20 protein-coding genes are annotated in these 19151 nt (G+C 39.7%); 9 read left to right on the forward strand and 11 right to left on the reverse strand.

The annotated features are described in order from the left end of the window. Positions 1-815 precede the first annotated feature (815 nt). Positions 816-2099 carry a serine hydroxymethyltransferase gene (gene glyA / locus AN486_RS19775; protein WP_290602218.1) on the forward strand — a complete coding sequence of 428 codons (1284 nt, stop codon included), beginning with the start codon at positions 816-818 and terminating at the stop codon, positions 2097-2099. A gap of 173 nt (positions 2100-2272) precedes the next feature. Here glyA and AN486_RS19780 read toward each other — a convergent pair whose 3' ends face one another. From AN486_RS19780 to AN486_RS19805, 6 genes are all read right to left on the reverse strand, one after another. Further along, the gene (locus AN486_RS19780) at positions 2273-3358 is read right to left on the reverse strand and encodes an RNA-directed DNA polymerase (protein WP_290602220.1); all 1086 of its coding nucleotides are present in this window, start codon (positions 3356-3358) and stop codon (positions 2273-2275) included. A gap of 107 nt (positions 3359-3465) precedes the next feature. After that, complete coding sequence (gene avd, locus AN486_RS19785; RefSeq protein WP_290602222.1) at positions 3466-3816, reverse strand: diversity-generating retroelement protein Avd; 351 nt, start codon at positions 3814-3816, stop codon at positions 3466-3468. A 151-nt stretch (positions 3817-3967) separates the two neighbouring features. Then, positions 3968-4108: a hypothetical protein gene (locus AN486_RS26710; protein ID WP_335337397.1), complete on the reverse strand. Its 141-nt coding sequence runs from the start codon at positions 4106-4108 to the stop codon at positions 3968-3970. A gap of 232 nt (positions 4109-4340) precedes the next feature. Then, on the reverse strand, positions 4341-6122 hold the full coding sequence (locus AN486_RS19795; protein ID WP_290602225.1) for a bifunctional serine/threonine-protein kinase/formylglycine-generating enzyme family protein: 1782 nt from the start codon (positions 6120-6122) through the stop codon (positions 4341-4343). A 562-nt stretch (positions 6123-6684) separates the two neighbouring features. After that, positions 6685-7590, reverse strand: coding sequence for a peptide chain release factor N(5)-glutamine methyltransferase (prmC, locus tag AN486_RS19800; RefSeq protein ID WP_053540626.1), 906 nt, complete (start codon positions 7588-7590; stop codon positions 6685-6687). A gap of 22 nt (positions 7591-7612) precedes the next feature. After that, a complete protein-coding gene (locus AN486_RS19805) occupies positions 7613-8386 on the reverse strand; it encodes a Tic22 family protein (RefSeq protein WP_168636221.1) in 774 nt (257 codons plus the stop codon). A gap of 29 nt (positions 8387-8415) precedes the next feature. On the opposite strand from AN486_RS19805, the gene AN486_RS19810 reads away from it, so the two are divergent. Both AN486_RS19810 and dxs read left to right on the forward strand, forming a co-directional pair. After that, positions 8416-8763: a hypothetical protein gene (locus tag AN486_RS19810; protein WP_053540624.1), complete on the forward strand. Its 348-nt coding sequence runs from the start codon at positions 8416-8418 to the stop codon at positions 8761-8763. Between the two features lie 430 nt (positions 8764-9193). Further along, on the forward strand, positions 9194-11101 hold the full coding sequence (gene dxs, locus AN486_RS19815) for a 1-deoxy-D-xylulose-5-phosphate synthase (RefSeq protein ID WP_039205061.1): 1908 nt from the start codon (positions 9194-9196) through the stop codon (positions 11099-11101). A 518-nt stretch (positions 11102-11619) separates the two neighbouring features. Here dxs and AN486_RS19820 read toward each other — a convergent pair. Genes AN486_RS19820 through AN486_RS19830 form a run of 3 tightly spaced genes read right to left on the reverse strand, consistent with a single transcriptional unit; the run spans position 11620 to position 13230 of the window. Continuing rightward, positions 11620-12147 (reverse strand): NAD(P)H-quinone oxidoreductase subunit J, encoded by a 528-nt coding sequence (locus tag AN486_RS19820; RefSeq protein WP_039205062.1) that lies wholly within the window; start codon positions 12145-12147, stop codon positions 11620-11622. Continuing rightward, positions 12140-12877 carry an NADH dehydrogenase subunit K gene (locus AN486_RS19825; protein WP_027404722.1) on the reverse strand — a complete coding sequence of 246 codons (738 nt, stop codon included), beginning with the start codon at positions 12875-12877 and terminating at the stop codon, positions 12140-12142. Before AN486_RS19825 ends, AN486_RS19820 begins: the two co-directional genes overlap by 8 nt. Beyond that, a complete protein-coding gene (locus AN486_RS19830) occupies positions 12868-13230 on the reverse strand; it encodes an NAD(P)H-quinone oxidoreductase subunit 3 (protein WP_027404721.1) in 363 nt (120 codons plus the stop codon). The genes AN486_RS19825 and AN486_RS19830 overlap by 10 nt, the downstream gene beginning before the upstream one ends. A gap of 261 nt (positions 13231-13491) precedes the next feature. Between AN486_RS19830 and AN486_RS19835 the strand changes: the two genes are divergently transcribed. From AN486_RS19835 to AN486_RS19860, 6 genes are all read left to right on the forward strand, one after another. After that, positions 13492-13836, forward strand: coding sequence for a rubredoxin (locus tag AN486_RS19835; protein ID WP_168466460.1), 345 nt, complete (start codon positions 13492-13494; stop codon positions 13834-13836). A gap of 131 nt (positions 13837-13967) precedes the next feature. Then, a complete protein-coding gene (locus AN486_RS19840; protein WP_168636220.1) occupies positions 13968-14987 on the forward strand; it encodes a photosynthesis system II assembly factor Ycf48 in 1020 nt (339 codons plus the stop codon). 111 nt (positions 14988-15098) lie between these two features. Then, entirely contained in the window at positions 15099-15347 is a 249-nt protein-coding gene (gene psbE / locus AN486_RS19845; RefSeq protein ID WP_027404718.1) for a cytochrome b559 subunit alpha, read from the forward strand. A gap of 9 nt (positions 15348-15356) precedes the next feature. Next, positions 15357-15494, forward strand: a complete 138-nt coding sequence (gene psbF / locus AN486_RS19850; protein ID WP_010997987.1) for a cytochrome b559 subunit beta — start codon at positions 15357-15359, stop codon at positions 15492-15494. A gap of 9 nt (positions 15495-15503) precedes the next feature. Next, positions 15504-15623: a photosystem II reaction center protein L gene (locus AN486_RS19855; RefSeq protein ID WP_015081482.1), complete on the forward strand. Its 120-nt coding sequence runs from the start codon at positions 15504-15506 to the stop codon at positions 15621-15623. 187 nt (positions 15624-15810) lie between these two features. Then, entirely contained in the window at positions 15811-15930 is a 120-nt protein-coding gene (locus AN486_RS19860) for a photosystem II reaction center protein J (protein WP_015081481.1), read from the forward strand. A gap of 385 nt (positions 15931-16315) precedes the next feature. Here AN486_RS19860 and psaI read toward each other — a convergent pair whose 3' ends face one another. Both psaI and AN486_RS19870 read right to left on the reverse strand, forming a co-directional pair. Next, a complete protein-coding gene (gene psaI, locus AN486_RS19865) occupies positions 16316-16456 on the reverse strand; it encodes a photosystem I reaction center subunit VIII (RefSeq protein ID WP_071992853.1) in 141 nt (46 codons plus the stop codon). 98 nt (positions 16457-16554) lie between these two features. After that, the gene (locus tag AN486_RS19870; protein ID WP_290602241.1) at positions 16555-18888 is read right to left on the reverse strand and encodes a hypothetical protein; all 2334 of its coding nucleotides are present in this window, start codon (positions 18886-18888) and stop codon (positions 16555-16557) included. Positions 18889-19151: the final 263 nt, after the last annotated feature.

Below are 19151 nucleotides of genomic sequence, written 5' to 3' on the forward strand. Positions count from 1 at the left end.
AGGCAATAGGCAATAGGCAAGAGGCAAGAGGCAAGAGGCAAGAGGCAATAGGCAATAGGCAAGAGGCAAGAGGCAAGAGGCAAGAGTAAAGAAGTTTTCAGGGATTTTACGTCTCTTTACACAGTTTGGTTTTATTGTGTTCACCTACTTAATGTAAGTCGCTAGTTAGGTAAATTGTCAGAATCAGGATGTCCAGGATTAAAGGATGAACAGGATGAAACCAGAGCTTTTTTTACCAATTACCTATTACCAATTACCCATTACCAGCCTCAACGAGATAACCAAGTAGTGAGACAGAATTAATTACACAATGTCATTGCGTTAGCGTTGCGTGGCGTTAGCCATATGGAACAAAGTGAAATGAAGCAATTCCAAGGGTTGTGATTGCTTCCCTTCGCTCGCAATGACTGTAAATATTTTTGTCCAATTACTTAGCAACTTGAGTTAATAACAAAAAGTTGTTCATCAAACCTAGTTTTATTGTATCTTGTATCTCTGGTAATTTTGTGAGTTTAAGTACAAAATAATACATAACTTCAGGCTACCACGTTGATTAAAGTCAACAATTCTTAGATAATTACTTTCCCCGTTCTCAAGAGACTTCCAAATAAAAAAATGTCCCAAAACTGATGCAGAAATTCTCTCTCTGTGTACTCTGTGCCTCTGTGGTTCGTTTCTTAGGATAATTTATTTCTTGGAAGTCTCCAAAGGTTTTCCGTCTAAATTCTTATAATAAACAAATTGCCTAATTTACAACTTTGGTAATAGGTTTAACCCCAATTTCAATTTTCATCAACTTTATCAGCATCATCAAAATGACAAAAACTAACTCAGACCTACTAAAAAACTCCGATTCTGCCATTAACGAACTAATTAACCAAGAATTACAGCGCCAACGTGATCACCTAGAATTAATTGCCAGTGAAAACTTTACCTCCGCTGCCGTATTAGCGGCTCAAGGTTCAGTATTAACCAATAAATACGCCGAAGGCTTACCCGGTAAACGCTACTATGGCGGTTGTGAGTTTGTTGACAAAATTGAACAAATAGCCATTGACCGAGCTAAACAGCTATTTGGTGCGGCTCATGCCAATGTTCAACCCCATTCCGGCGCCCAAGCTAATTTTGCCGTCTTCCTGACCCTGCTGCAACCAGGAGACACAATTATGGGTATGGACTTATCTCATGGAGGACACCTGACTCACGGTTCACCAGTGAATGTTTCTGGTAAATGGTTTCAAGTCCGTCATTATGGCGTAAGTAAAGAAACCGAACAACTAGACTATGACCAAATCCGTGATTTAGCGATCAAAGAACGTCCTAAACTGTTGATTTGTGGTTATTCAGCCTATCCTCGGATTATTGACTTTGAAAAGTTCCGCAGTATTGCTGATGAAGTTGGTGCTTATTTACTTGCAGATATTGCTCACATTGCTGGTTTAGTGGCGACTGGTCATCATCCCAATCCTCTGCCTTATTGCGATGTTGTCACAACTACAACTCATAAAACCTTACGTGGTCCAAGAGGTGGCTTGATTTTGACCCGTGATGCCGAATTGGGTAAAAAGCTGGATAAATCAGTTTTCCCCGGAACTCAAGGTGGACCACTAGAACACGTTATTGCTGGTAAGGCTGTGGCTTTTGGAGAAGCTCTCAAACCTGAGTTTACAGACTATTCTGGGCGGGTAATTGCAAATGCTCGGGCGATGGCTACTCAATTACAAAACAGAGGCTTTAAATTAGTGTCTAATGGCACTGACAATCACTTGATGTTAGTAGATTTACGTTCTGTTGGCATGACTGGGAAGAAAGGAGATCAACTAGTTAGCACTGTGAATATCACCGCGAATAAGAATACAGTTCCCTTTGATACTGAATCACCTTTTGTTACCAGTGGTTTAAGATTGGGTTCTCCAGCGATGACAACTAGAGGTTTAGGTGTGGCAGAATTTACGGAAGTTGCGAATATTATTAGCGATCGCCTACTTTCCCCAGATTCAGATACAGTAACTAAAGATTGTTTAATGAGAGTCGCCGCATTGTGCGATCGCTTCCCATTATATCCCCACCTAGAAATTCCTGTACCAGCCCTAGTTTAAGCAACCTTGGATTAGTGTAGGGTGGCCATTGTCCACCCTCTGTACTCTCTGTAACCCAGGTTTCATGACAAATTGGTGCTTGACAAAGTTCTGAGTTTCGACTATGATTATGTTATGCGTGGGAAAGTGTGCGCCCATATATATAGACTGTTCATTCATCAGAATCAGGATTTTCAGAATTTAAGGATTTTTAGCATCTGATCTTCAAGATGGTGGAAAACAGTAGAACGAATATTTTTTCTTAATCTCCATGTGTCACCATGCTGCAAATGAGCAAACCAGCTTTGTAAAACTTGTCTGATTGTTTCTTGATCCAGAATCCCTCGTTGATGTTGTGAGATAGTTTTCTTAATTCTTTTAACGCTTTGACGTAAGCTATTACTACGGACTTTAATTTGCTTAGGTAACACACGAAAACCGACAAAATTTGCTCCGTGTTTAGTCTCAAATAATTGGCTTTTAATTGGGTGAATTTTTAATCTTAGACTGGCTAAATATCCTTCAATAGAAATTCTGGCATTAGCTAAAAAGATTTTATCATCACCAAATAAAGCAAAATCATCAACGTAGCGAATATACTTTTTACATTTAAGTTGATCTTTGATAAAATGGTCAAAACCGTTTAAGTAGACATTTGCCATAAATTGACTTGTCAAATTACCAATAGGTAAACCACGTCTTCTTCCTAAAGGTGATAATAAGTCATCTCCGGGAAAATAATGCACTACCAACTCTTGTTCATTACTATGGTCTATGATTTTATCAAGTAACCAGAGGGTATCAGCACATTTAATTTTGCGGTGAATTAGAGATTTTAAGATTTGATGATCTATACTCGGGAAGTATTTACGAATATCAGCTTGAAAGATATATTTACTAGAACGAGCAAATTTTGTAAAGCGACGCAAAGCTCGGTGTGAACCATAACCAACTCGGTTAGCGTAAGAATCATGAATAAATGTACTTTCAAAAATAGGAGTAACAACACGACAAAGAGCATGATGTACTACCCTATCACGATAAGGTGCAGCAGAAATTAAGCGAGGCTTGGGTTCAAAAATTTCAAATGTTGTATATTCTCCAGGAGTATAGGTTTTTAATTTGAGTTCTGCTTGTAAATTAAATAATTCTCTTTCTAGGTTATGATTAAACTCGAGAACATCAGGTTTAAATCGCTTTGCTTTTTGTGCTTGTTTTGCTGCTAGAAGTAAGTTACTAAAATCTGTAATTTCTTCCCAAAGATTACCATATCTTTTCATATTCCAATTTTTCTATATAATAATGTAGGTTGGGTTTCCTAACGTCAACCCAACACTTACAAAGATTTGTTGGGTTGCGCTGTCGCTTAACCCAACCTACAATTTTATTAGTTATTTAATGTCAACTTTTCCTGTTGTTTTATCCAACCACCTAAATCTAAACCAATTTCGTTAAGTAATCTTTGGATATATTCGTAACGGTCGGTGGAAATTAGATTAAAATCAAAAAGTAATCTGGTTTGATATCTGAGAATTTCTAGTTTAATATTAGAAGACTTTAATTGTGCGAGTTTTGGAGAACTATAACGAGCAATCAGCAATTCATCTAAAATGTCATAAAGAACAGTAGTGATTCTATTACCTAGTATAAACTTATGATTTCGTGGTAAACGATTAATAATCGGTACATACCATTTAATTAAATCGTAAGTTTTCTGAATTATAGGTAAATCACCCATTTTTTATATGCTATTTCTGATGTAGTTTAGAGTCGAGCAAGTCTTCGGTTTTACCCTACCAAGCTACCCGACTCAGTTTTATATTCGGACAGAATTGCTTCTATCGCTGGGTTAGGTTTGGACTCCTCATATACGCTTGATAAATTCCCATTTACCAATTCTGACTTTGAAGAGTGCTGAACGAAGACACGACCCGAAAACCGTAGTTGTTGTTGCGATTGTCACGCAAATTCCTATTGCGATTCGCAGACCGACAATTCCTAGCGTTGTTGTTCCAAGAACCGCCGCGCAAGAGTCGGAATCACCTACCCCAAGATGAACAATATCATTAGCTACTTGTTGTTAGACTATTTGGATACAAATTTTAATAATTCTGTCTTGTTGCTATTTTCTTAATTGATGTGATATACTTTAAATGATGCATCAAGATTTTTCCTAAAAAAATATTTTTCCGCCAAAGGCGGGGGGCTAAGAAGGGAAAAGAGAAAGAAGTGCAGAGGGTGAAAGAGTAAAAGTATAAAGGGCTACAAAGTCCTGAACGAAGACACGACCCGAAAACCGTAGAGGTTGAAGCGAGCGTCACGCAAATGCCTATTGCGAATCGCAGACCGACAATTCCCAGCGCCGCGGTCCCAAGAACCGCCGCGCAAGAGCTTATATTGTGCGCTTTGACTAATTAAAGCACTGCCGTCTTTAGGCGCGTTATTATAATTTTCTTCATAATCATCTTCACACCATTCCCACACATTACCGTGCATATCACACAAACCAAAAGAGTTCGGGGGGAAAGTTCCTACATCTGTGGTTTGTTGGCGATATTTACCTTTTGTACCGGAAGTGTAAGGATAATTACCATCATAGTTTACCAAATCAGGGGTGATATTGTCACCAAAATAAAATGGTGTGGTTGTCCCGGCTCTACAAGCGTACTCCCATTCAGCCTCACTGGGTAAACGGTATTTTTTACCTGTAGCTTTACTAATTCTAGCACAAAATTCCTGTGCGTCAAGCCATGAAACCTGTTCCACTGGTCTATTTTTGCCAGAAAAATAGGAGGGTTTGGGATTTAGATCATGATTGATTTTTGGTAACACTGCGACTCTTTCCCATTGTGCTTGAGTAACAGTAAACTTGCCCATGTAAAATGGTTGAATGGTAACTTGATGTTGGGGACTTTCGTTATCATATCTTTCTGATTCATTTTTTGGAGAACCCATTTTAAAAGTTCCCCCAGGGATAGCAATCATTTCTAAAGAAATACCATTACCTAAATCTTGGGTAAATGATCTGTGAGAATTATTAAATTGCGGTGGAATATTTGCTGGTTGGGGTGGGTTAGTTGGGGTAGAAATAAATTGCTGAAAAATTTGTTTAAAGGGATTATTAGAAACCTGTGGTTGAAGAGGAATAACAACAATTTTTTGACTGATAGGATTTTTCAATGCTGCTAAAACTTCCCTTGCTGAATTATAACGTTTGCGAGGAATATCCTGCAACATTGTTTCTAAAATATCAGTTAATTCTTGACTTAAAGAAACATACTTTTGCCATTGCCATTGCATTTCTTCGGTATCAAATAGTTTATCTTGTCCGTCGGATTTTTGAAAATATCCCGTCAATAATCGCACACAGGTAACAGCTAAACTATAGAGATCACTACTATGATAAACCATGCCACGAGATTGTTCTGGAGGAGCATATCCGGGTGTACCTGTAACAGTCCCAACTCTAGTTAAAATACTGCTACTGGTTTCTTTGGAAACGCCAAAATCAATTAGGAATAATTTACCTTGTTTACTTCTGATAATATTTTCTGGTTTAATATCTCGATGAATAACATGATTATCATGAATAAATTGGATAACTGGCAATAATTCTGTGAGGATAATTATAATTTGGGATTCGTTTAATTTACCTTGAGTTTGAAATTCTTGCAAAAGATTTTGACCATCTATAAATTCTTGGACTAAATAAAGTAAACCATCTTGAGAAAAAAATGCGAGTAAGTCTGGTATTTGGGAATGTTTTCCCAAGTCTTGCAGTCTGACGGCTTCTTGTTGAAATAGTTCTGTAGCTTTTTGTAAGGCTGCGCTTCCGGCTTGTTGGGGTAAAAACTGTTTAATGACGCAGGGGGTGTTTAATCTTTCTTCATCTATTGCTCGAAAAGTCTTGCCAAAACCACCTTCTCCCAGGAATTTAATCGGACGATAGCGATCTCGTAGGACTATTTTACCGTCACAGTTTTCACAAAAGCTAGTACCTTGGGGATTTTCGTAATTACATTGAGGGTTAAGACATTGACTCATGGTAGGCGCTGGGTATATCTAGGGATAATTATAACATACTACTGTCTGATAGCGTAGCGTGGCGCAAGCCATATCAAGATATCCACCGATTTAGAGACTTCCAAATAAAAAAATGTCCCAAAACTGATGCAAAAATTCTCTCTCTGTGTACTCTGTGCCTCTGTGGTTCGTTTCTTGGATAATTTATTTCTTGGAAGTCTCTTAAAGATTTTCAGGATGATGATATTTTATGATGATCTGTAATTTATTGATGGAATATTTGTCTGAATCAGGATATCCAAGATTTAAGGATTTTCAGGATAATTTTGTTTGATGTTATGTTCTTGGAAATTTAGATTTTTTGAGAACATTTATTCTATCTAAATAGTAATTTTAGACAATATTTTTGTTAATTGCTGACTATTCAAATCAAAATCCTTCCCATTCCCAAAAATCTCCAACAACAATCCTGAAAATCCTGATTCAGACAATATTGTTATTAAATATTCACATCAAAATCCTTCCCATTCCCAAAAATCTCCAACAACAATCCTGAAAATCCCGAAATCCTGAAAATCCTGATTCAGACAATATTTTGCTTACAAGCCACAGCAAAACGTTCAATTCCCGCCAAATCAGCATGAATAGAAATATTGCCATAATTCCCATTACTTACCAATAATTCCCGCATCATTTCCGCCTGTCCTGCCATCATTTCAATTAACCACAGCCCTCCAGGACGCAAATAATCATGGGAAACATTAATTAAATGACGAATATAGTCTAAACCATCCGCACCACCATCTAAAGCTAAATGGGGTTCATGTTTCACCACTTCCGGCTGTAAAGTTAAGACCGTATCACTAGGGATATAGGGTGGATTGGATACCATACCGCTAAACTGACCCTTGAGAGATTCTAGAGGTTGCCACCAAGAACCCTGATAAAATTGCATCCGTTCCCGAAAACCCAAATTTTCAGCATTGGTTTGAGCTACGGCTAAAGCAGCAGGACTAATATCTACAGCATGAATCATCGCATCTGTAAAGACTTCAGCTAAACCGATGGATATCGCCCCACTACCCGTCCCCAAATCCGCCCAATGTCCAGCTTTCATTCCACCATTAGCAGCAGCCACAGCCAAATCAATCAATATCTCTGTTTCTGGTCTAGGAATTAAGACCGCATTGGATACCGTGAGTTGAAACTTTCGCCAAGCCGTCATGCCCGCAACATACTGAACCGGTAAACGGTCATCTAATCGCCTTTGCCACAATTGCTCTAATTCTGTTAAAGACAATTGAATGGGGATTTCCTGCCATGTTTTGAAAGACTCTAAACGCAGTGCCAAGCGGTCTAAATTAGCTATTGTTAATAATAGCCAATCTACCTCCATTGGGGATATATCCGCAGCTATAGCCGATTGAATTGCGGTTTTTCGCCACTGCCAAAGTTCTAATCCAGAAACCTTATAATTTGGCTTTAACATATCAGGAGGTAAAAATAATTTTCTATTTCTTGGGTTGCGCGGGAACTATAGAACGAATAAATTCTATTGACTCCCGTGAAGGAAACAAGAAAATTTTATTAGTGCTGGGATCATTACTACTACTGAGTGTATCAATCACTCTATACAAATCTAATACCTGAATTTCTGTATTAGCTGCTTCCTGTGGTTTAGCCTTTTTAAATGCTTCTAAAAGAGCCACTGCTTGTTCTTTTTCAAAATAGAAAGGAATTAATCGCTCCTTTCCTGCTTGTCCTTTGGGAATTGTTAAATAGCTATTGTCTTGCTTAAATTTTGGCACAAACAAAGGAATACCATCAAATTTTTTGTCTGTTTTACCACTGGTATTCAGCATAGTTATTGCTTGATCCACTTGTTGTTTACTAGGGACTAAGCTAAAAACTATATTAGAGTCTTTCTTCTTATTATTTTCTACAACTAATTTATAGTATTCTGCTAAAGAAAGAGGTGTGATTTTGATAGTGCTTGCTAACTGAGGATTTTCTTTTTTTAGTCGCTGTTCTAGAAAAATCTGAGCATCTTTCTTGCTCAGAAAAAAGCCTACCTGGGAAATAGTCTTGGATTGATTTTTCCTAGAGATAACTACAAATTCTCCTTGGGCATTAGTTAGTGTAAAAACGGGTACTTCTTGTAAAGTTTTTACCACTTGCTCCTGTGGTAAAGCTAAGGCTTGGAGATTATTGATTCCCAATATTCCGCCAAACATCACACTACCAGCCAAACCCAATGTCAAGCCCCAACGTACCAATAATTTCATGCTCACTCCTCACTTCAATAATTTCATTAATGCCAGCAATTACACGAATTGTCAGATTTAGAGACTTCCAATTAAAAAAATATCCCAAAATTTCTTGTGGTGCGGGCATCTTGCCCGCTAATAATACAAGGACGGGCAAGATGCCCATCCCACATCCCACAAGATTGGATAGCGTTCGCGGAGCGTCCCGGAGGGAACTAGCACTGCTGCAAGCAGTTCATCTTTTTTGTGGAGTTCTCTTATATAGCAGACCATTTATTTTACAAAAAACTTATGGTAGCTATTTGGTATCAACTATCAATTCTCAAAATAGGATTTTGTCAAACCTTTTGGTGGTGATGATATTATCACCTCTAGAAACTGAATATACACATTAAAGTTATTTTATTTTTATTTTTGCTTGGCTATTCATTTCCATTATCCCACCCAAAAGCCTGAAAACCCTATTATATGTCTTCTCTAGGAAGAAAGAAGATCCTGATGTTTTGCCATTCCATCTCTGTTTAATGACGCTCTGATTACATCTAACGTTCCAAAAACCACCAAAAAGCTGTTGATCAGGTGTTTGGCAGTTTTGGGAGGTTATAATTTATGCCAGTTGCCAGATCATCATACGCTTAAAATCAAGATTTAACATTGATACTATTCTCATCCAAGAATGAAGCAAAAATTTATCTATGAATCTTAAAAACGTACAAAAGTTATAGTTAAACAACAACAATTAACAACAGTCAGATTTTAGAAGCCACCGGAAGTGGGAAAATAAAATCATGCCAAAAGAAGACCTAGAGAGGAAAAGCCGATAATATGCACTTGAGTGAAATTACCCATCCTAACCAGTTGCATGGTTTGTCAATTCGGCAGTTGCAACAAATTGCCCGTCAAATTCGTGAGAAGCACTTACAAACCGTAGCAGCCTTTGGAGGGCATTTGGGTCCTGGTTTGGGCGTTGTCGAATTAACACTAGGACTTTACCAAACCCTAGATTTAGATCGGGATAAAGTCACATGGGATGTAGGACATCAAGCCTATCCTCATAAATTAATTACCGGACGCTACAGTAATTTCGACACTCTCCGTCAAAAAGATGGCGTTGCAGGTTATCTCAAACGCTGCGAGAACAAATTTGATCATTTTGGTGCAGGACACGCTTCTACCAGTATTTCCGCCGCATTGGGAATGGCTTTAGCCCGCGACTTAAAAGGGGAAAAATTTAAAACCGTTGCTGTGATTGGTGATGGTGCTTTAACTGGGGGTATGGCACTAGAAGCTATTAACCACGCTGGACACCTCCCGAAAACTAATCTGTTGGTGGTTCTCAATGACAATGAGATGTCCATTTCTCCCAACGTCGGGGCGATTCCTCGTTATCTGAATAAAATGCGGTTGAGTCCACCTGTGCAGTTTCTCTCAGATGGAATTGAGGAACAGTTAAAACATCTTCCTTTTGTTGGTGAATCTATCTCTCCAGAACTGGAACGCATCAAAGAAGGAATGAAGCGGTTAGCAGTTCCTAAAGTCGGCGCAGTTTTTGAAGAATTGGGCTTTACCTACATGGGTCCAGTTGATGGACATAATTTAGAAGAATTAATTGCCACATTCCAACAGGCACATCAAATTACTGGCCCAGTTTTAGTTCATGTAGTCACAACTAAGGGTAAAGGCTATGAACTAGCAGAAAAAGATCAAGTCGGCTACCACGCTCAAACTCCCTTTAATTTAGCTACTGGTAAAGCGATTCCTTCTAGTAAACCTAAACCTCCTGCTTACGCTAAGGTCTTTTCTCATACTTTAGTAACACTGGCGGAACAAAATCCTAAAATTGTCGGTATCACAGCCGCAATGGCTACTGGTACAGGCTTAGATAAACTACAAGCTAAATTGCCTAATCAGTATATTGATGTGGGTATTGCTGAACAACACGCCATTACTTTGGCGGCTGGTTTAGCCTGTGAAGGTATGCGTCCTGTCGCTGCTATTTATTCCACTTTCTTACAACGTGCCTTTGACCAAATTATTCACGATGTTTGCATTCAAAATCTACCTGTATTCTTCTGTTTAGATCGGGCGGGGATTGTTGGGGCTGATGGTCCGACTCACCAAGGGATGTATGATATTGCTTATCTGCGTTGTATTCCGAATATTGTGGTCATGGCTCCCAAGGATGAGGCGGAATTACAACGGATGGTTGTAACTGGGATTAATTACACAGATGGACCTATTGCTATGCGTTTCCCTCGTGGCAATGGTCACGGTGTCCCCTTAATGGAGGAAGGCTGGGAAGCTTTAGAAATCGGGAAGGGGGAAATTCTCCGCCAAGGTGATGATGTGTTGATTGTCGGCTATGGTACGATGGTTTACCCAGCAATGCAAGCGGCGGAAATTCTCAGTGAACATGGGATTGAAGCAACTGTAATTAATGCTCGTTTTGTTAAGCCTTTGGATACTGAGTTGATTTTACCTTTGGCTAAACAAATTGGTCGGGTTGTGACTTTGGAGGAAGGTTGTTTAATGGGTGGCTTTGGTTCTGCTGTGGCTGAGGCTTTACTTGATGCTGATATTGTTGTCCCTGTGAAGCGGATTGGTGTCCCTGATATTTTGGTAGATCATGCTACGCCGGATCAATCTTTTGCAGCATTAGGTTTGAGTAGTTCTCAAATTGCGGAAACTGTTTTACAAGCTTTTTTTAAGAAGGAATTAGCTGGTGTGAAATAGTTTTTATTGTCTGAATCAGGATTTTCAGGATTTGAGGATTTTCAGGATTTAATTATTTGGCGTTGGTGGATAAAAGTATAAATTCGTCTCACGCAAAGGCGCAAAGGCGCAAAGAGTAAGAGTTTGAGAAATGGAATTTTTGATTTTTATACCTCAATTCAACAACGCCAATTATTTTATATGTATTTCCTTATCCTGTTTATCCTTTTACCTTGGGTATCCTGATTCGGGAACAGGGAACTTTATTAATAAACGGTTTTAGCTTTAAGTAGGTGAACACAATAAAACCAAACTGTGTAAAGAAACGTAAAATCGCTGAAAACTTCTTTACTATTGCCTCTTGCCTCTTGCCTCTTGCCTTGCTATAACGACAATTTTCAACGTCAACCTACTTATATGGCTAACGCCACGCTACGCTATCAGCAAACCCTACATAAATAAATGCTGATAATTTAAACCCCTCTCCACGATTGGAAAGGGGTTAATTGTTACTACTGAAAATTCAATTCCAGCAATACTTAATAAGCGTTTTGTAACTCGTAAAAATCAGGTGAGATGTAATCCTTTCGTAAGGGCCAACCTACCCAATCTTCTGGCATCAAAATCCGTTTCAAGTTAGGATGACCTTCATAGATGATGCCATACATATCATAGCTTTCCCGTTCTTGCCAGTCTGCTGTTTTCCAAATCCAGTAAACTGAAGGCACAGAGGGATTTTCTCTGGGTAAAAACACTTTCACCCTGATTTCTTCAGGACGGTCAGCATTATCACTAACTTTGAGTAAATGATAAACACTTACCAATTCTTCTCCTGCACCTAAGTCAATACCGCCCTGAAATTGCAGATAATTAAACCCATAGGCATACAAAGCTGTAGAGATGGGAAGTAGAAAATTTGCAGGGACTTTAATTATTTCTACTCCGTTAGCGTCAAGTTCTAAAAACTCATGGAAAAAGCCATTTTCCGCTAACCATTGGGAAACTTTACCGGGTTGAACTAAAGCTGATTCCGCTACGGGAACTGGTTTCGATTCTTCTTCAGCCACGTGCTTGTTCCTCCTTCTGTGTCTTTGCTGTCAACAATCCTGGGGGTACAGCCATACCAATTGCTTCTGTTAGTTCTTTAGGCGGATTGAAGCGAGTATCTGACTGCATATACTTACCCGTTAATATGTCGGGAACTGGCTTCATATTATGAGTTGTACTGTAGTAACGGTGGACTTGCTTGATGTTATCCCGTTCCTGCATGGACTCATTGGCAATTTTCTTCCGCAGTTTAATAATTGCGTCAATAATCGCTTCTGGACGGGGCGGACAGCCCGGCAAATACACATCTACAGGAATTAGCTTATCAACTCCGCGCACTGCTGTCGGGGAGTCAACGCTAAACATTCCCCCAGTGATTGTACAAGCACCCATAGCAATCACATACTTGGGTTCGGGCATTTGTTCATAAAGACGCACCAATTGGGGAGCCATCTTCATGGTAATTGTCCCGGCAGTGATGATTAAATCGGCTTGTCGGGGGCTGCAACGGGGAATTAACCCAAAACGGTCAAAGTCGAAGCGAGAGCCGATTAATGCCGCAAATTCAATGAAGCAACAAGCTGTACCAAACAGTAAAGGCCACAAACTAGAAAGCCGCGCCCAGTTGTAAAGGTCATCAACGGTGGTTAAAATCACGTTTTCTGACAGTTCATGGGTGACTGTAGGACGTTGAATGGGGTTGATGATTTGTTCTGTGTCCTGGGTGATGATATGAGAATTTAAGACCATTCCAAAGCTCCTTTCCGCCATGCGTAAACTAAGGCGATGATAAGAATCGAAATAAAGACTAGGGCTTCGATAAATGCCAATAAACCCAAACGGTTAAATGCAACTGCCCAGGGATACAAAAATACTGTTTCTACGTCAAAAACAACGAAGACTAGAGCAAACATATAGTAGCGAATGTTGAACTGAATCCAAGCTCCGCCAGTAGGTTCTAGTCCGCATTCGTAGGTAGTGCGTCTTTCTAGACTGTTCCCACTGGGTCTAAGAATTTTTGAGGCTGACAGTGCTAGGACTGGTACTAGGCTACACAGGATGAAAAAGCCTAGAAGGTACTCGTAACCGCTAAGAACAAACACAATGTTTTTCTACCGCTAATGGTGTAAGGAATAAGCTATCAGTTATCAGTTTTATGGCTTGATAGGTGGCAACTGACAAGTGTTCAGTGAAATATATGGATAATGTTCTTTTACATTATATCTTTTAGGGTTTTCTGAAATCTGGGCAACAGAGTAGATCCTTGTATTTGAATCCTTTTGATTAGTGATAGAAAAGTCCAACAATTATGTCATAATTTGTAACGTATATTTAATAATTCCCCTGAAGCGAGACTAAAAGCCATGAGTGAACAAGCTGAACAAGCTATGGAAACTCCAGTATTAGACCGCTATGAGTGTCGCTCTTGCGGCTATGTTTATGAACCTGAGAAGGGAGACGATAAAAGTGATGTTCCCCCCGGAACACTTTTTGCAGAACTACCGACAAATTGGCGTTGTCCAGTTTGTATAGCCAAGAAAACTGCTTTTGCGAATATTGGACCGGCGGGTACTGCCTCTGGCTTTAAGGAGAATTTGGGTTACGGTTTAGGTGGTAATACGCTGACACCAACTCAAAAGAACATTTTGATTTTTGGGGCTTTGGCTCTGGGATTCTTGTTTTTCATTAGCCTTTACGGACTACAGTAAAAACCGCTATCTTTATTTACGAGCAACAGGGAACAGGGAACAGGGAACGGGGAACAGGGAACAGGAAGAACTTCTCTTTGCAGGGAATTCGACAAAAATCTACCAAATTTAGGAAAACCTCAGTAATACTGATGCACTCAATTGTAAAAAAGTGGCAAAAGTTTGTTGCCGCATTAATAGTAGTTATGGCTTGTATTGGGTGTAGTAGTGTTCCTTCTATTAGCTACAATCCCTGGCAAGTGATTAATGTTCCCACAGATGCGAAGTTGCTAGATATTGGCTTTACTGGTAACTCTCAACATGGTTACTTGGTGGGCGGTAATGCCACTCTCTTAGAAACTAATGATGGTGGTGAGACTTGGCAACCGCTAAAATTAGAGTTGGATGATCCTCGATATCGTTTTAACTCGGTTAGTTTCTCTGGTCAGGAAGGTTGGATTGCTGGAGAACCTTCTCTATTGCTCCATACTACTGATGAGGGTAAGTCTTGGTCACGGATTTCTTTAAGCGAAAAGTTACCGGGTAATCCGATTGCTGTGACGGCAATAGGCGAAAATACAGCAGAAATGGCTACTGATGTGGGGGCTATTTACCAAACTACAGATGGTGGTCAAAACTGGAAAGCCAGTTTGGAGGCGGCTGTTGGTGTGGTTCGGAATTTGGAGCGATCGCCCGATGGTAAGTATATCGCTGTTTCTGCGAAAGGGAGTTTTTACTCCACTTGGGAACCTGGTCAAAATGCTTGGCAACCCCATAACCGCAATAGTTCCCGTCGTTTGGAAAATATGGGTTTTACTAACGATGGACAAATGTGGTTGTTAGCACGGGGTGGTCAGGTCCAGTTTAGTGATCCGACAAAACCTGAAGAGTGGTTAGAGGGAGAATATCCAGAGTTATCCACGAGTTGGGGTTTACTGGATTTAGCTTATCGGACACCTGAGGAAATTTGGGTCGGTGGTGGTAGCGGTAATTTACTCCGCAGCACTGATGGTGGTAAAACTTGGGAAAAAGACCGTGATGTAGAAACAGTTGCAGCTAATCTTTACAAAATTGTATTTTTTAGCCCTGATCAAGGCTTTATCATTGGCGATCGCGGTGTTTTACTCAAATATAACCCCAAACCAGAGGCAACAACAGCCCCAGCGGCTTAATTACACCCAACTATGGATGTATTCGCCAGAAGAAAGTTGTAAGTTGTAACTCTGTCTAAACTTTGTAGGATAATAAACTCAATAATAGTTTTTGATAAGGGAGTGAAATAAATGGCAGGTACCACTGGAGAACGTCCGTTTGCTGACATTGTTACCAGTATTCGTTACTGGGTAATTCACAGCATCACCATTCCCGCATTGTTTGTTGCTGGTTGGTTATTTGTCAGCACTGGTCTGGCTTATGATGTATTTGGTACACCTCGTCCTAATGAGTATTTTACTCAAGTCCGTCAAGAAGTGCCAATTGTAAGTGATCGTTTTGACGCAAAAAAACAAGTAGAAACATTTATTGGAAAGTAATTTGAGATCATGACTAGCGGTAATAACATCAATCAACCAGTTACCTATCCCATTTTTACAGTCAGATGGATCGCTGTGCATACCTTAGCTGTCCCTACTGTATTCTTTTTGGGCGCGATCGCCTCAATGCAGTTTATCCAACGCTAGGAGTTAATCATGGAAAGAACGCCTAATCCCAATCAACAACCGGTTGAATTAAACCGTACCTCTCTCTATCTCGGACTACTATTAGTCTTCGTTCTGGGAATTCTATTTTCCAGTTACTTCTTTAACTAACTGGACTTTTTAATGTCAGTTGCTAGTTAGGTGATAGGTAATAGGTAATAGGTAACAAGTTACAGAAAGAATATTCTCAACTGACAACTGACAACTGACAACTGACAACCGACAACCGACAACCGACAGCTGACAACTGACAACTGACAACTGACAACCGACAATTTTTGTAAGTGAGGAAAAAACTGTGTCTGGAAGTGGAAGAATTCCTCTGTGGGTCGTTGCTACGATCGCAGGATTAGGTGTAATAACTGTTGTAGGTATTTTCTTTTATGGATCTTACTCAGGAATTGGTTCTTCAATGTAATCCCATAGCAGGGAACAGAGAATAGGGAATAGGGAACAGGTAACAGGTAATAGGCAGTTTGAAAGTCTTTTGTGTTATGACTTTTTTAACCAATCTCTGTCCTCACCTACCTGGTCACTACTATTCTGGAAGAAGATAGCAATTAAAAATACAAAAAACTGGATTTTTGCTTGATTATCATTTCTGAACTTATTCTGCAAAAATCGCTATAAAAACCGCCTAAATCAATGATTTAGGCGGTTTTGTTTGTAAACAAGTAATTGGCGAAAAAATCAAGTAACCAAACGTGAATTCGATAGCGTAGCGTGACGAGGTAGGAGTCATTGAACCTCACCCCAACCCCTCTCCGTGTCGAACTCACGTTAACCAATTACCCATACTCTAATTAAGCAATATCTTCGCTTTCAATGTATGAAAACAAAAATGCGAAAATAACTGCTGGTAAAACCAAGCCAGTTAGGGGAACGAGGATAGAGGGTAAAAAGGAGGAATAAGCCAAAATAGTAGGCAAAAATGAACTTGACATAGAATTAAAGTCCTGTAAAGTCTTACTACAATTCAAATTGAGCTTACTGCAAAACCATCCCTAATTTGCCAAATTATCAAGATTTTTAACACAGCTTTTTACATTCCCAACATTTCATCCAGTTCTATGGTTGGTAAATTAGGGGGAATTACTGTTTTAATAATCGTGAATTTGTCACTTTCTTGCTGAGTAGTCTGATCAAGAGCGATCGCCGATAAGCGAATTTCTAAGCAGCCAAAAGGAACTTTAAGGTAAATTGCCGTTTCTTCTTCTCCCCAAGCATTAGAACGTAAATCTGATAGAATATGTGGTCCATCCAGGAGACTCCGCGTTTGGTAATCTTCCACCCATAACTTAACAGCTACCTCAGATGAAGCTTCGGGTATTTTTACACGCACCATTACAGATGTACCAGCAACAAGTTCACCCTCTGGTAAAGACAATTGGGGAGTTGGTAAAGACTCCATGATCACGCCAGATTTCTCCGGTGTAGCTTTATCCTCCGAGACAAGAGAATAATTATGATCCTCTATCACTTCATCACCCAAGTTATCCCCATCCTCTGTCACCACCAGATTATCTATAACTATTTCTTGAGACAACCATCCCGGCTGGGTTGTGATTGGACTGGTGATAGTGACTATTTCCGGTTCATTAAGTTCTAAAAGAAGATTGTCAGCAATAGAATCTACCTGAGTTGCTATTTCCTCATCAGCATCCTTGTCTAAAGATTCTTCAGAAACAGCTTCAATTAATAAGTATCCTTGACTGTCCACCCATTGTTGTAAGAGAGAGGAATCCTTCTGAGAATCAACCACATTCAATTCCTCATCCTGGGGAATTAAGTAATTTTCCTGAGAATCAACCACATTCAATTCCTCATCTGCGATCGCAAACTCCTGCTGTAAGCAGTTCCCCTCCGCCACAATTCCCGCGATTAATTCCGCATAGGATGTGTCCTCCAGGATAGACTCATCAATTGGTGATTTCAATATTTTTACTGATGAAGTTCCTACAGTCGGTAAAAGTGGAGACTTCTTCAGAGGTGCTAATTCTTTCTCAGCAACATCTAACTGATCGGTGACTGTTTCCCCTGGAGTCCGCTTAACCTGCAACCGTTTCAAGTAAGGTAAAGTAGTATGGACTGGTTTAATTACCAACTTTTTCAAATCAATTGGATGAATAGCCAGGGTTTTTGCCAGAGAGTTTGGTGGCGAATTAGTAGTAATCTCAGGTGTGGGATTTTGAGGTAAATTTGGTAATTGTGGTGAAAAAACTTTCAAGGATACCAGAGGTTTAATCTGGGGTGGCAAAGGTTGGTTTGGAGAGGGCTTTAAAATGTGAAACTGGGCTAAATTTGGCGTTTTAGCCACATTAAAAAGTTCTAATCGAATCTTGATAGAGGGCTTAGGCTTAATCGGTGAATTTATTTCTGGTAAAGCGTAACTGGAATGGGATGGGAAAGTTTGTCGTGCTAGTAATTCAGTGACATTGGCTGTAATCGTGAAGGTATGATTAGCCAAAAGAATGATCTCACCAACATCAGTTAATGCACCATATAAATTAATATCTGCTAAAAGTAACTTAGATTCACAGTTGAGGGGAATATTAATCAAACTGCTAAAACCAAAAGGTAAGACTTGATTTGTTAATGGCTGCTGAATCCGGTTGATAACTTTTGATTCTAAAGGCGATCGCAATGCAATTTCTAGCCGGAGTTGGCAAAGTCCCCCCAGAGAAAATCCTTCATCTTCCAGATTCTCTATTTCATTTACTTCCACATCACCATGAATCGTAAAATTGTCCCCCCAACGAACAATATAAGTATCTTGATCTAAACTCAGATTCAGTAGTAGAGGTGGTGGTAAAATCGGCGCATTTTCAATAGTCTCCTCATCTAGTAAGGGTTCATCTTCAGGTAAAGCTAAATCTAATAAGTTTTGTAAAATCTGCTCAGTTGTTTCCCCCTTAAACCAGACGGGAGTACCGTGATTCATCACAATACTGACTTCAGTATCAGCATCAGTCGCCACAGCCAGATCACCTTCCTCAACCAGTTGAGGAGGCAGTGTAGGGCTAGTTTCTAGGGGTGATACCTGAATAATGAGGGTACGTTGCCAGGACTGACCCAGCATATCTGACATAATATCCCCAGAGCAGCGTAATTCCCAAATCCCTGGTTTAAAGTGGGTAAAAGGAATTACAGCCATCAGCCCTTCACTATTAGTCCGGCGCGATCGCTTCAGAAGTCTCCGTTTCGGCGGAACTTCGTCAGTAGATATATGGGTAACTCGCACATCAACATCCGTATTATTTAGACCAGAACGAGCCAAAACTCGGTAATTACCTGCCCAAATCTCCAAATTTGACGACTCCAACGTGCGCCAAGTATGATCCCCCTGTTTCTGTATCAGAAATTGCCAGTTTTCCATTATAAATAACGCCTAAACCGAAGAGCAGCCAATAAATATTTTGCATTAACCTGCTTGTCAGTTTAACCCAGCTATCTTCTCTTAACCTAAGTTAAGTAGGTTGGCGTTGAAAATTGTCGTCATAGCAAGACAAGAGGCAAGAGGCAAGAGTAAAGAAGTTTTCAGTGATTTTACGTTTCTTTACACAGTTTGGTTTTATTGTGTTCACCTACTTATCAGTTGTTACTTGCCAGTTATTAGCTAACCAGCAACTTAGGAATGTG

Source organism: Anabaena sp. AL93 (assembly GCF_001672085.1).
GTDB lineage: Bacteria > Cyanobacteriota > Cyanobacteriia > Cyanobacteriales > Nostocaceae > Dolichospermum > Dolichospermum heterosporum.